13 protein-coding genes (1 of these 13 cut by a window edge) are annotated in these 12,092 nt (G+C 67.8%); 2 read left to right on the forward strand and 11 right to left on the reverse strand.

Annotated features, from left to right (window positions below):
- Nucleotides 1–2: 2 nt before the first annotated feature.
- A complete protein-coding gene (locus tag B9A95_RS25935) occupies nucleotides 3–854 on the reverse strand; it encodes a DNA-formamidopyrimidine glycosylase (protein ID WP_084049890.1) in 852 nt (283 codons plus the stop codon).
- A 78-nt stretch (nucleotides 855–932) separates the two neighbouring features.
- Between B9A95_RS25935 and B9A95_RS25940 the strand changes: the two genes are divergently transcribed.
- Nucleotides 933–1,574, forward strand: coding sequence for a pyroglutamyl-peptidase I (locus B9A95_RS25940; protein WP_084049891.1), 642 nt, complete (start codon nucleotides 933–935; stop codon nucleotides 1,572–1,574).
- Between the two features lie 43 nt (nucleotides 1,575–1,617).
- On the opposite strand, the gene B9A95_RS25945 is transcribed toward B9A95_RS25940, so the two are convergent.
- Nucleotides 1,618–1,923, reverse strand: a complete 306-nt coding sequence (locus tag B9A95_RS25945) for a hypothetical protein (RefSeq protein WP_084049892.1) — start codon at nucleotides 1,921–1,923, stop codon at nucleotides 1,618–1,620.
- Between the two features lie 7 nt (nucleotides 1,924–1,930).
- Nucleotides 1,931–3,832, reverse strand: coding sequence for an AfsR/SARP family transcriptional regulator (locus B9A95_RS25950; RefSeq protein WP_084049893.1), 1,902 nt, complete (start codon nucleotides 3,830–3,832; stop codon nucleotides 1,931–1,933).
- Nucleotides 3,833–3,855: 23 nt separating this feature from the next.
- On the opposite strand from B9A95_RS25950, the gene B9A95_RS34195 reads away from it, so the two are divergent.
- Nucleotides 3,856–4,005: a hypothetical protein gene (locus B9A95_RS34195; RefSeq protein ID WP_170928777.1), complete on the forward strand. Its 150-nt coding sequence runs from the start codon at nucleotides 3,856–3,858 to the stop codon at nucleotides 4,003–4,005.
- A 63-nt stretch (nucleotides 4,006–4,068) separates the two neighbouring features.
- Here B9A95_RS34195 and ppk1 read toward each other — a convergent pair whose 3' ends face one another.
- The 8 genes from ppk1 to tig all read right to left on the reverse strand — a co-directional run.
- A complete protein-coding gene (gene ppk1, locus B9A95_RS25955) occupies nucleotides 4,069–6,198 on the reverse strand; it encodes a polyphosphate kinase 1 (protein ID WP_084049894.1) in 2,130 nt (709 codons plus the stop codon).
- 136 nt (nucleotides 6,199–6,334) lie between these two features.
- Nucleotides 6,335–7,579 (reverse strand): beta-ketoacyl-ACP synthase II, encoded by a 1,245-nt coding sequence (gene fabF, locus B9A95_RS25960; protein ID WP_084049895.1) that lies wholly within the window; start codon nucleotides 7,577–7,579, stop codon nucleotides 6,335–6,337.
- 80 nt (nucleotides 7,580–7,659) lie between these two features.
- Complete coding sequence (gene acpP / locus B9A95_RS25965) at nucleotides 7,660–7,890, reverse strand: acyl carrier protein (protein WP_084049896.1); 231 nt, start codon at nucleotides 7,888–7,890, stop codon at nucleotides 7,660–7,662.
- 189 nt (nucleotides 7,891–8,079) lie between these two features.
- Nucleotides 8,080–8,832, reverse strand: a complete 753-nt coding sequence (fabG, locus tag B9A95_RS25970; RefSeq protein ID WP_084049897.1) for a 3-oxoacyl-[acyl-carrier-protein] reductase — start codon at nucleotides 8,830–8,832, stop codon at nucleotides 8,080–8,082.
- A gap of 398 nt (nucleotides 8,833–9,230) precedes the next feature.
- Nucleotides 9,231–9,791, reverse strand: a complete 561-nt coding sequence (locus tag B9A95_RS25975; protein WP_084049898.1) for a DinB family protein — start codon at nucleotides 9,789–9,791, stop codon at nucleotides 9,231–9,233.
- A complete protein-coding gene (gene fabD, locus B9A95_RS25980; RefSeq protein ID WP_084049899.1) occupies nucleotides 9,788–10,699 on the reverse strand; it encodes an ACP S-malonyltransferase in 912 nt (303 codons plus the stop codon). The genes B9A95_RS25975 and fabD overlap by 4 nt, the downstream gene beginning before the upstream one ends.
- Complete coding sequence (locus B9A95_RS25985; protein WP_084049900.1) at nucleotides 10,696–11,763, reverse strand: beta-ketoacyl-ACP synthase III; 1,068 nt, start codon at nucleotides 11,761–11,763, stop codon at nucleotides 10,696–10,698. The genes fabD and B9A95_RS25985 overlap by 4 nt, the downstream gene beginning before the upstream one ends.
- A 154-nt stretch (nucleotides 11,764–11,917) precedes the next feature.
- Nucleotides 11,918–12,092 carry the 3' end of a trigger factor gene (gene tig, locus B9A95_RS25990; protein WP_084049901.1) on the reverse strand. Its footprint extends 1,283 nt past the window's final position, so only the last 175 of its 1,458 coding nucleotides appear in the window; the start codon falls outside the window, past its right edge — the gene reads right to left on this strand; its stop codon occupies nucleotides 11,918–11,920.

Raw genomic sequence — 12,092 nt, forward strand, 5'->3', positions numbered from 1 at the left:
CCTTAAACCCTGCTCTCCCCGCGCTCTGCACGCTCCACTGCGCTCCGTATCACCTGACACTGCGGGCAGAAATGCGTTCCCCGCTGACCCAGCACGATTTTTTGTATTGTGGCGCCGCAGCGGGGGCAGGGCTGGCCGCCCCGGCCATACACGGCGTGACGGCCCTGAAAAGCCCCGAGTTCGCCGTCGTGCTGGGCGTAGTCGCGCAGCGTGCTGCCGCCCGCTTCCACCGCTTCACCCAGAACCTCGCGGACGGCCTGGTAGAGCCGCCCGGCCTCGTCCCGGGTCAGCCGGGTCTGGGCGGGGTGGAGGCGGGCACGCCACAGGGCCTCGTCGGCATAGATGTTGCCCACACCGCTGACGGGCTTTTGCGAGAGCAACCAGGGCTTGACAGCCCCCGCCTGCGCCGCGAGGCGGGCGAAGGCCTCTTCCTCGAAGTCGTCCGAGAGGGGCTCGGGACCCATCGCTTCCAGGGTGGGCATCCCCACGTAGTACCCGCGCGGCACCACCGCCATCTTGCCGAAACGGCGTGGATCGTTGAAGTACAGCGTTCCCGCGTCGGTGGTGAGGGTCACGCGGGTGTGTGGCCCTTCCTCCAGCCGGAAGCCGCCCGTCATGCCCAGATGCACGATCAGTTCGAGGTCGTGTTCCTCCCCTTGTGCCGCCTCCTGCGCGGCAAGGTGCAGCATCAGGTACTTGCCCCGGCGCGAAAGACCGCTGACCCGGCGGCCATGCGCGAGGTGCGTGTCGCGGTAGCGGTGCGGCGCGTCGTGGGCGACAGTCAGGAGGGTACGCCCCAGCAGCAACGGCTCGATTTTGCGGCGGGTGGTTTCTACCTCGGGAAGCTCCGGCACGCCTCCGAGGATACCGGGGTGAAGAGGGCAGAACAGGATGCGAGGACGCGGTGCGGCCCGGCCCTATGCTGAAGGCCCATGTCCACCCTGCTGCTGACTGGCTTCGAGCCGTTTCACACCCATCCCGTCAATCCCAGTGCGGAGGCTGCGAAGGCCCTGAATGGGGCCCAGGTGGGGAGGTTGCGCGTCTCCTCGGCGCTGCTTCCGGTGGAGCCCCACGCGGCGGCCCACGCCCTGCGCTCACATCTGGATCAGCTGCAGCCGGACGCCGTGCTGCTGACCGGCCTGGCAGCCGGCCGTCCGCACGTCACGCTGGAACGGGTGGCGGTGAACGTCATGGACTTTGCCATCCCGGACAACGCGGGGCAGACCTACCGCGACGCGCCCGCCAGCACCGACGCGCACGCCCCTGCCGCCTACTTCAGCACCCTCCCTCTGCGGCCCATGCTGGCCGCCTGGCGGGAGGCGGAACTTCCCGGCAGCATCAGCAACTCGGCGGGGCTATACGTGTGCAACCACGTGATGTATCAGGCCCTCCATGCCCTCGCCCGCGCCGACCGTGGCGGCGTGCCCTGCGGCTTCCTGCACCTGCCCGCCAGCGCAGTGGTGGCCCTCGCTGTGCCGGAGGACCGCCCGCCCCTCCCCTATCTGCCGCAGGCAGAGATCACGCGGGCGGTGCAGGTGGCGGCGGAGACGGTGGCCGCTACGCTCAGGGTCTGAAACCGTTCACGCCCACACCACCCTCCTCGCCTTTCGGGGAACGCTAGGGAAATGGAGCCTTGCCGGGCACCCAGCCGCCCCCCAGGCCGCCCGCCCAGTGCCACTCGCCGGAAGCCGTGGGGTGTTGCCGCAGCGCTCGCGCCACTGCCCCCAGGGGGACACGCCGGGCAAAGCGGGTTCGCGCGTGCCAAGCGGCGAGCGCCGGGCCAGGATCACTCGGCCGCAAGCCCCGCAGGGCCGCCGCCGCCCGGTTCACCGCCAGATCAAAGAGGGCCGCTGGAACTTCGCCGCCCGGAGCGGCGCCGCCGGGCAGCGGCACGTTGAGAAAGGGAGGCTCGTTACCGGGCATGCCCGCGTCAGGACTTCATGCGGTGAAACTCCACCACGTAGCGGGCGAGTTCCTGGGGAGTGGCAACGTACCGGGCGAGGTCCACCCGCGCTTCGAGCACCGTGAGGTCATAGGGGTCCACCCGCAGAGACTCGTTGGTCAGCAGCAGGGCGCGGCGCAAGTCACCCTCCTCCCGGGCGTTGGTCAGGTGGCGGCGCAGCTCCAGCGTGAGCAGCACACGCAGTTCCTCGCGCAGTTCCTCGGCCCACTCGCTTTCCATGCGGAGTCCTGGCAGGAAGGGACCCCGGTAGAGGGCCAGAGCCTGGGGCAGGTCGGCGGCCTTCAGCGCGTCCCGCAGCGCCGTTACGTCCAGCTCCAGGTGCACGCCCTCGCCCAGGCGGTACCTGGGCTGCTTGGCACTCCCCTCCATCTGCAGCACGCCTCCCCCCAGCCGCACGCGGAGTTCCCGGAAGACCGCGCGGAAGTAGTCGCCCGCCGTCTTGGGATCGCGGTCCGGGTAGATGGCCGCTTCGAGCTCCCGGCGGGTGCGGCCCGGATTCAGCGCCAGGTAGGCCAGGGTCAGCACGCTGCCTTCCAGACTCAGGGCCACCCGTTCGCCTGCGCGCTGCACCTCGGCGCGGCCCAGGGTAAAGACGCGCAGGTGCAGGGGAGCCGCTTCTCCCTCGGCCGCTTCACGCTGAACGGGGCCCGACACCGCGAGTTTGTCCAGCACCATCTGCATGTCGGGGGCGAAATCCGGGTCCAGGCGCGCCCGCTGCACAAGGTGAGTCAGCTCCTGCAGATCCGGGCGGTACAGCATGCGGTCCCGGGCACCGACCAGCGCCCCCAGCGCTTCCCGAAAGGCCTCGCGCGTGGTCGGCTCGTCTCCCTGACGCAGGTGGGCCTCGGCGAGGAACAGCAGGGCCCGGGTGCGGTGGTAGCGCACCAGCCTGTCGGAAGCCAGGGCGTGGGTCAGGTGTGCGGCGGCCTGCTCGGGGTAATTGCGGCGCAGCAGCAGCACGCCGCGCATCATGTTCACCGCCGGGTGGTCCGCGTCCGGAGCCAGTTCCAGCAACACGTCCAGGGCCTGCGCGTGCTTGCCCTGACGGCTGTAGAGATCGGCGAGGTGGGTGGCCGTCCACAACCGCAATTCGAAGTCGCGCGACACCGTGACGAGCGGGAGCAGTTCCTGGAGGCTCTGCAGGTAGGCCGCTGGGTCACCGCTGACGTAGTGCAGTTCGGCTTCGGCGGAGAGGAGGTAGGCGCGGCTCAGGGTCGAATCGGTGCGTTCCAATACTTCCCGGCCTTGACGCAAGGTCACCCGCGCGCCCATAAAGTCTCCGGTAAGAACCTGGATATTGGCCAGTCCCGAAAGTGCCGAGAGCCGGGCGTCGGGAAAAGCGTCCGCCGTTAGGATTCGCAAGGCTTCGCCGTACAGCTGTCCCGCCCGCTGCATATCGCCCACCCGGACGTGCATCTGGGCCAGCGTCTGGGCGACCCGCCCGATGCGCTGCTCGTCTCCCAGCAGCATATAGCCGCGCCACGCCTGCTCGCAGCGCTCCAGCCCTTCTTTCAGGTGCCCCGCCTGGAACTCCGCCGTGCCCCACCAGCGCAGCGCCCGGCACCGCAATTCGCCCTTCAGGTCTGGAAGCAGGACTTCAAAGTGCGCCAGCGCCCCGGGAAAACGCCCCTGAAGCCGCAAGAGGTTGCCATACTCGACGCGCGCCTCCGGGTCACCCAGCGCGCTCGCGCGCAGCAGCGGCAACTCGGCTTCCGCGAACTGCCCCTGCCACAACAGGGCCATCCCCAGCAACCGCCACTCTTCGGCCGTGACGGGAGGCGCCCCGTTTAACAGGGCAATCACCACGTCGTACTGGCCCGCCTGCATCCGGGTCAGCAGTTCTGTATGGCGATCTACGTTTACATTCATCGGCAGGGCTTTAAGATATAGCCATGCGCATCAAAAGAATCGTAACCGCACTGGTGGTTGTGGCGGCGCTGGGCGCTTCTGCAGCTCAGGCCACGAACGTTGCCGGAGCCTCCCCCGCGCAGAGCACCACCACAACTGCGGCTGACGACTTCGGGCGGATCAGCAACAAGTAACGCCGCCTCCCCCCTCTGCCGGAGACGGTGCCCAGGGCGCGTCCCCGGTCTTTTTTGCTTCCTTCACCCTCTATGCCGCGCCTCGGCGAACGCCCGCTGGGCGCTGAAGTTTCCGCTTAGTTTGCCGTAGACCCCATCCGCGCCCAGTTCCCACGAACCGCGCTCGTCGGTCCACTCGGTGACCAGCAGCTCTAGCAGGGTGGTCCGGTGGTGAGCATCAAGGACGGGAGCGATGACCTCCACCCGGCGGTCAAGGTTGCGGCTCATCCAGTCGGCGCTGCCGAAATAGACCTCGGGCTTTCCTGCGCCGCCAAACGCAAAGAGGCGGGCGTGCTCGAGGTAACGGCCCAGCAGGCTGTGGACCCGGATGTTCTCGGACACGCCCGGTACCCCTGGGCGCAGGCAACAGACGCCGCGCACGATCAGCCGAATCTTGACGCCGCCCTGGGAAGCGCGGCAAAGCGCCTCGATCATGCCGGGGTCCGTGAGCTGGTTGACCTTGATGTGCGCCCAGGCGTCGTGCCCGGCCTGGGCGTGCTCGGTCTCGCGCTCGAGCAGGGCCACCAGACCGCTGCGGGCCGTGTCTGGAGCCACAAGCAGGCGGTGGTAGCGGGCCTCGGCGTAGCCAGTGAGGTGGTTGAACAGCTCCGCGACGTCGCTGCCGAGTTCTGGCTGCGCAGAAAGCAGGCTCAGGTCCGTGTAGAGCCGCGCCGTCTTGGCGTTGTAGTTGCCGGTGCCCACGTGGACGTAGCGGCGCAGGCCGCCGCCCTCACGCCGCACCACCATCGTGACCTTGGCGTGGATCTTGAGCCCCACCACCCCGTACACCACGTGCGCGCCCGCCCGCTCCAGTTTGCGGGCCCACGAGATGTTGCGCTGCTCGTCGAAGCGGGCCTTGAGTTCGATCAGGGCCACGACCTGCTTGCCGTTCTCGGCGGCGGTACGCAGCGCTCCCAGCAGGCGGCGGTCATCGCCCGTGCGGTAGAGCGTCTGCTTGATCGCCAGCACCTGTGGGTCGCGCGCCGCTTCCTCCAGGAAGTTGAGTACCCCCTGAAAGCTGTCGTAGGGATGGTGCAGCAGCACGTCGCCCCCGCGCAGGGTGTCGAACACGCCGTCCTCGTCCTCGCCCTCCAGGTCTGGGACGGTGGGCGCGTAGGCGGGAAAACTCAAGTCCGGGCGGTCCACCGGCAGGCCCATCAGGTCCGCGGTGCCCAGGGGACCCTCAAGGTAGAAGATGTCTTCCGGGGCCAGCCGCAGCCGCTCCTGCAAGAAGGTCACGATGCCAGGGGGGGTGTCCGAGACGACTTCCAGCCGCACCGCCGAGCCGAAGCGCCGCCGCCGCAAGCCGTCCTCGATGGTGGCGAGCAGGTCTTCAGCCTCTTCCTCCTCGAACTCGTAGTCGGTGTTGCGCGTGACCCGGAAGACGTGCGCGGCAAGCACGCGGCGGCCCTTGAACAGTTCGCCGAGGTGTGCGGCAATCACGTCTTCGAGCAGCAGCAGCGCCTCCCCCACCTTCACCACACGGGGCAGCACGCCCACCGGCACCTTGACCCGCGCGAAGTCCGGTTCCTCACCGGGCCCGGCTTCCAGCAGCACGGCCAGGTTGAGGCTGAGGTTGCTGAGGTACGGAAAGGGGTGGCTGGGATCCACAACGAGCGGCGTGAGGACCGGTTGGATCTCCGAGAGGTACTGCTCGTGCAGCGCCGCCCGCGCGCGCTTGCCCAGATCTGCGACGCGCATGAGGCGCACGCCATCGGCCGCGAGATCACGCAGGGTGCGCCGCGCCGCCTGTTCGATCTGGCGCAACATCAGGTGGGTCCGGTCGCGCACCAAGCGCAGGGTCTGCGTGGGCAGCAGACCGTCCGGACCTGGGGTCTGCACCCCCGCCGCAATCTGGCGGTGAACGCCCGCCACACGCACCATGAAAAACTCGTCGAGGTTGCTGCCGCAAATCGCCGCGTATTTCAGCCGCTCCAACGGCGGGTTTCTGAGATCGCGCGCCTCGGCCAACACCCGCTCGTTGAAGGCCAGCCACGACAGCTCGCGGTTGAGAAAGGCGCTCTCCGGGTTGGCGACGGTGCTCAGGGTCCGGCCCTCGGCCACGTTCCCGGCACCGGCCGCTTTTTTCCGCCGCCTGCTGGCAGAGAGCGTGGACGGTGTGGGGGCGGGTGTGGGGGGAGTCGGGTCTGACACGGTAAAAACCTCAGGAGATGAAACGACAGCCACGTCAGGAGCAGGTCAGCGGCCGAAAGGCTCGCCTGAGCCTAGCAGACGGCAGCGGGGGAGGCGGAAGCTTGGCCGGGCCTCCGTCTCCCCCATCCACCCGCTCCTATGCCCGCTTGAACAGCAGCGCCGCGTTCTGACCACCAAACGCGAAGGAGTTGCTCAGCACGTACTCCACCTGCCGCTCGCGCGCACCTTCCGGAATGTAGTCGAGGTCCAGCGCCGGATCAGGATCGGTGAGGTTGATGGTGGGCGGCAAAATGCCGTCACGCAGCGCCTGCGCCACGGCGATGGCCTCCACCGCTCCCGCCGCGCCCAGCAGGTGCCCCGTCATGGACTTGGTAGAGCTGACGGCCAGTTCGTGCGCGTGGTGGCCAAAGACGTGCTTGATGCCCTGCGTCTCGTGCAGATCGTTGAAGTGGGTGCTGGTGCCGTGCGCGTTGATGTAACCCACCTGCTCGGGGTTTACACCCGCCGAACTCAGCGCCATGCGCATCGCCACCTGCGCGCCGCGTCCCTCAGGAGCGGGCAGGGTAATGTGGTGGGCGTCGGCCGAGGTGCCGTAGCCGATGATCTCGGCGTAGATGGTGGCCCCGCGCGCCTTGGCCTTCTCGTATTCCTCCAGAACGACCACGCCCGCGCCCTCCCCAAGCACAAAGCCGTCGCGGCTGGCAGAAAAGGGGCGACTGGCCTCACTCGGAGCGTCGTTGCGGGTGGACAGGGCCTTCATGTTGGAAAAGCCGCCGATGGCAATAGGCGTGATGGCCGCCTCGCTGCCGCCCGCAAGCATGGTGTCGGCGAGGCCCAGCTGGATATAACGCGCAGCGTCCCCGATGGCCCCGGTGCCCGTGGCGCAGGCGGTGACCACCGTGCTACTGGGGCCGGTTGCGCCGTAACGCATGGCGACGTGGCCGGACGCCATGTTGGCGATCATCATCGGGATAAACATGGGGCTGATCCGCCCCGGGCCACGCGTATGCAGTACGCTCGCCTGATCCTCGAAGGTCTTGACGCCCCCAATGCCGCTGCCGATTACGGTGCCGGTGCGCTCGCTGCGCAATTCCTCTTCCGTCAGGCCGCTGTCGCGCACCGCCAGTTCCGCCGCTACCAGCGCGAGCTGCACGTAGCGGTCCAGCTTCCGTGCCTCGCGGGCATCCACATACTCGGTGAGGTCCGTGTCCACCTCACCGGCGATCTTGCTGCCCACGTCCACCGGGTCAAAGCGAGTGATGGTCCGGATGCCGCTCTTGCCCTCGCGCTGCGCCTGCGCGAACGCCTGCGCGCCTGTGCCGATGGGCGTGACGGGCCCCAGGCCCGTGATCACCACCCGCTTCAGTCCTGTCATCGTCATGCGTTCCTCCCCCAGACCGAAAGCCGGGCAGGCAGGGGACTGTGCCCCGCCCTGCCCGGCGTCCTTCCTCGCGTCAGGTCTTACTGCTTGGCGCCGATGTAGTCGATGGCCGCTTGCACGGTCCGAATCTTCTCGGCGTCCTCATCGCTGATTGAAATCCCGAAGCGGTCTTCCAGACCCATGATGAGTTCCACCGTCTCCAGGCTATCTGCGCCCAGATCCTCGACGAACCGCGCCTCGGGGGTCACCTTGTCCGCGTCCACGCCGAGCTTCTCGACGATCACGTCCTTCACATCTTCAAAAGTCGCCATTGTTGAATTCCTCCTGTCCTGAAGTCTGCGCCAGTCTACACGTGAGGCCGGGAAAAGTGAGCGGGAACTGGACGGGGTTCAAAGGGGGGCTTGCGGCCCGGTCCAGAATCTAACCGCAGAACCGCGAAAAGAGCAGGGTGCCCGTGGCGGTCAAATGGTCTGACGGTAGACGGTGAGACCCCCAGCTCCTCAGTGCGGATACAGCCCACCGTCCACCCCAATCGCCTGCCCCGTGATGTACCCGGCAGCGTCGGAGGCGAGGAAAGTCACGAGGGCGGCGACTTCCTCCGGCTGACCGAGGCGGCCCAGGGGGATGCTGGCGAGGTAACTCTGGCGCACGTCGTCGGGAAGCTGTGCGGTCATATCGGACGCGATGAAGCCGGGGGCGATGGCGTTGACCGTGATGCCGCGCCCGCCGTATTCCTTCGCCAGCGCCTTCGTCAGCCCGATCAGGCCCGCCTTGCTCGCCACGTAGTTCGCCTGGCCGGGGTTGCCCATCAGGGCCACCACGCTCGACACATTGATGATGCGCCCCGCGCGTGCCCGCATCATGTGCTTGATCGCCGCGCGACTGGCGGTAAAAGCGCTCGTGAGGTTGGTGTCCAGCACCGCCGCCCAGTCCTCGTCCTTCATGCGGATGGCGAGGGTATCGCGCGTAATGCCCGCGTTGTTGACGAGCACGTCGAGGCGGCCCATCTCCTTAATTACGGATTCGACGAGCGTTCCGGCGTTGGCCGGCGCCGAGAGGTCCGCGCCGAACACCTGTACGGGTACGCCGAGGGCGCGAATTTCTTCGGCCACCTTCTCGGCCTCTGCCTGATTGCGTCCGTAATGCACAGCGACGCCGAAACCAGCCTGAGCGAGCGAGAGGGCCATTGCGCGGCCCAGGCCCCGGCTGGAACCGGTGACGAGGGCAACTTTGTGGGGTTGGGACTGGGTCATGGAGTGGCTCGTTTCTGGGAGAAGGACTCAATAGTGGCGTTCAGGATTTGGCAAGAGCATTTCCAGATGGGCTCTGGGGCTGCGCCCTGAAGTGGAGAATTTCTTTGCTCTCCACTTCAGGGCAGACTTTTTTTTAGCAGAAGGTGAATGACCTGGAGCGGCGGTGCGACCTGCGGATAAATAAAGTTGACGTTCTGGGCAGCGTAAACATTTTCTTCCGCGGTGGGGCTTGGGCGCTGTCTGTTCCCATCACCCGGTAGCTGTATTCGCTCTGGTACGCCGCCAACTCCAGCGTCGGCGGCCCTGGCGAACGGCAGCACGACAGTGCGGAAAGCAGGGGAAGTAAGCATTTTCCCACAATGCCGTCACGCCAACCGTTCTCCCGCGTCCAGACTGCCTCACTTCTTCCCCAGCGTTGCCCGAACACCGTCCAGATGGTGATGGTCGTGGTACAGGGTAAAAAAGACCATCTCACGCACGCTGATTTTTCCCAGCAGATCGTGGGGCAGGGCGTGGGCGTCGAGCGCCGATTCAGACCAGCGTTCGAGGGCGGCGCGCAGGTTCTGGGCGGCCTGGGCGTAGTCCCGCAGCACCGCAACCCGCGTCTCCGCGCCGGTTCGGGGGTCAGGACGGGGAATGTAGCGCGCAGGAGCCTTTCCTCCCGCAGCCAGCGCGGCCCGGTACGCTTCCCGCAGTTCCTGGTAGGAGCGGGCCGTTTGCGGAGAGCCAAAGAGGGTCCGTACCACAGGGCGTGGCGTTCGCAGGCCCACGGCGACACGCCCGTGCGTCAGTGTGAGGTGCCGCAGGTGAAGGGCAGGGGACCAACGCCCGGGAGCAGGTTCCCGAAAGAACGTCTCCAGCGGGAGGTCGTTGGCGCACAACGCCCATTCGCCCTCAACCTGCTCCAGCGCCTTGAGCACTGCGCCGCGTCCGTGCAAGCCGCTGGGGTTCACGGTCACAGCGCAAAGGCCCGCACCTGCTCCGCCGACCCCACGTTGACCGTCCGGGCGTCGGGCAGGATGCGTTTGACGAGGCCAGTCAGCACGGTGCCGGGGCCGAACTCCACAAAGACGTCGGCGCCGTCGGCGGCGAGGGCCTGAATGGTTTCCACCCAGCGCACGCTCCCCGTGATCTGCCGGGCCAGCAGATCAGGAAGCGCCGAGGGGTCCGTGTTCGGCGTGGCTGTGACGTTGGCGTAGACCGGAAGCCCGGGCGCACGGAACGCGGTGGCGGCAAGGTCCGGGGTCAGCGCGTCCTGGGCGCGCTGCATCAGGGAGCAGTGGAAGGGCGCGCTGACCTTGAGGGGAATCGCCTTCAGCCCCCGGCCCTTGAGCTCTGCGGCGGCAGCGTCCACCGCCGCCTTCTCCCCCGAGATCACCGTCTGGGTGGGCGCGTTGAAGTTGGCAGGCTGCACGACGCCCGGCGTGGCGGCGCACACCTTCCGGACCACCTCTGGATCCCCCATGACGGCGCTCATGGCCCCAATGCCGACAGGGACGGCCGCCTGCATCAGCTCGCCGCGCCGCCGGGTCAGGCGCAGGGCGTCGCGCAAGTCCAGCGCCTCCGCCGCGACGAGGGCAGAGTATTCACCGAGCGAATGCCCGGCGGCAAAGCTGGGGGTCAGGCCCGTCGCCTCACGCCAGGCCCGGTAAGCAGCCACCGACGCCGCGACGAGGGCGGGTTGCTGGTTGGCCGTCAGGGTCAGGTCTTCGAGCGGTCCTTGCTCAATAAGGGCGCGCAGGCCGGGGAGGGTGGCTTCGGCCTGGGCGTACACGGCTTCCGCCACAAGAAAGGTGGCGGCGACATCCGCGCCCATGCCCACCGAATGCGAGTTCTGGCCGGGAAACAAGGCCGCGATGCGGGTCATGCGCCCACCTCCGCTGCTTCTTCCTCACTGGTCTGTGCAGTGCGGGCCACCAGGCTGGGCGCGCCCGCCCACCACTTCAGCGTGCAGGCCGCCCAGCTCAGGCCTCCGCCGAACGCCACGAGGAGGAGCTGTTGGCCATCCCGCACCCGCCCGTCGTCAATGGCCTCGCGCAACGCGAGGGGCACCGTAGCGCTGGAGGTGTTGCCGTAACGGTGGACGTTGACCACCGTCTTACTCATGGGCACGCCGAAGCGCCCGCAGGCCGCCTCGATGATGCGGATGTTGGCCTGATGGGGAATGACCCAGTCCACATCGCCGCTGGTCAGGTGACTCTTGTTCAGGACTTCGTTCGCGCTGTCGCCCAGCACGCGCACAGCGAACTTGAAGACCTCACGGCCATTCATCCCCACCGAGTGGCCCATCTGGAAGCCGCCGGGCAGCTGGGGCGCGGCGCAGCGCAGGTACAGGCTCGATCCCCCCGTGCCGTCCGCGCCCATCACGAACTCCTGCAGGCCGTAGCCCCCCGGCACCGGCCCCACCACCGCTGCGCCTGCGCCGTCGCCGAACAGGATCGCCGTGTTGCGGTCCGTCTGGTCCACGACCTTGGAGAGCGCCTCGGCTCCTACCACCAGCACCCGCCGCGCTACGCCCGCCAGGATCATTCCCTGCGCCACGCTGAGGCCATACACGAAGCCGCTGCAGGCGGTGGAGAGGTCAAAGGCCGCCGCCCCACCCAATCCCACTTGCGAGGCGATCAGCGCCGCTGTGGAGGGCATCAGCGCGTCAGGGCTGATGGTGGCGCAGATTACCGCGTCCACCTCTCGCAGGCCGTCCGGGTCACGCGAGAGCAGGTCGCGCACGGCGGCCACACCGACGTCCGAGGTGTACTCGTGTTCGGCGGCGAAACGGCGCTCGCGGATACCGGTGCGGCTCTCGATCCACTCGGCGGTGGTGTCGAGGTGGGCTTCGTATGCCGCGTTGGGTACGACGCGCGCCGGGACGTACATGCCCAGCGCCGTGATGCCGATGGGGGGGCGCGCAGAGGCCCCGAAAGAATTGGTCATGGAGATACGCTAGCATTCCTTGAACGGCTGTTCAATCAATTTGCGACAGGGTCCAGTTGGTGCGGGGGAGGGGCCCATCCTCACCCGGTCCATCCAACAAAAAGGGAGGAGGCGCACCACCCGGTACGCCTCCCCTCCATCTGAAAACCTGGAATTACTCAGCCTGCTGGTTGTCCTGGGTGGCAGCCTCTGCGTCGGGGCTGACCGCCTCGCCCTGCTCCGCTGTCGTCTGCTCGCCTTGCGTGGCAGCGCTGTCGTGCTGGGCCGTGCCCCCCTCGCTGCTCGCGGTCTGGGCTCCGGTGCTGGAAACCTCGGCATCGCTCGCCTCG

It is taken from the genome of Deinococcus hopiensis KR-140, from assembly GCF_900176165.1.
In the GTDB taxonomy this organism is placed as follows: Bacteria; Deinococcota; Deinococci; order Deinococcales; family Deinococcaceae; genus Deinococcus; species Deinococcus hopiensis.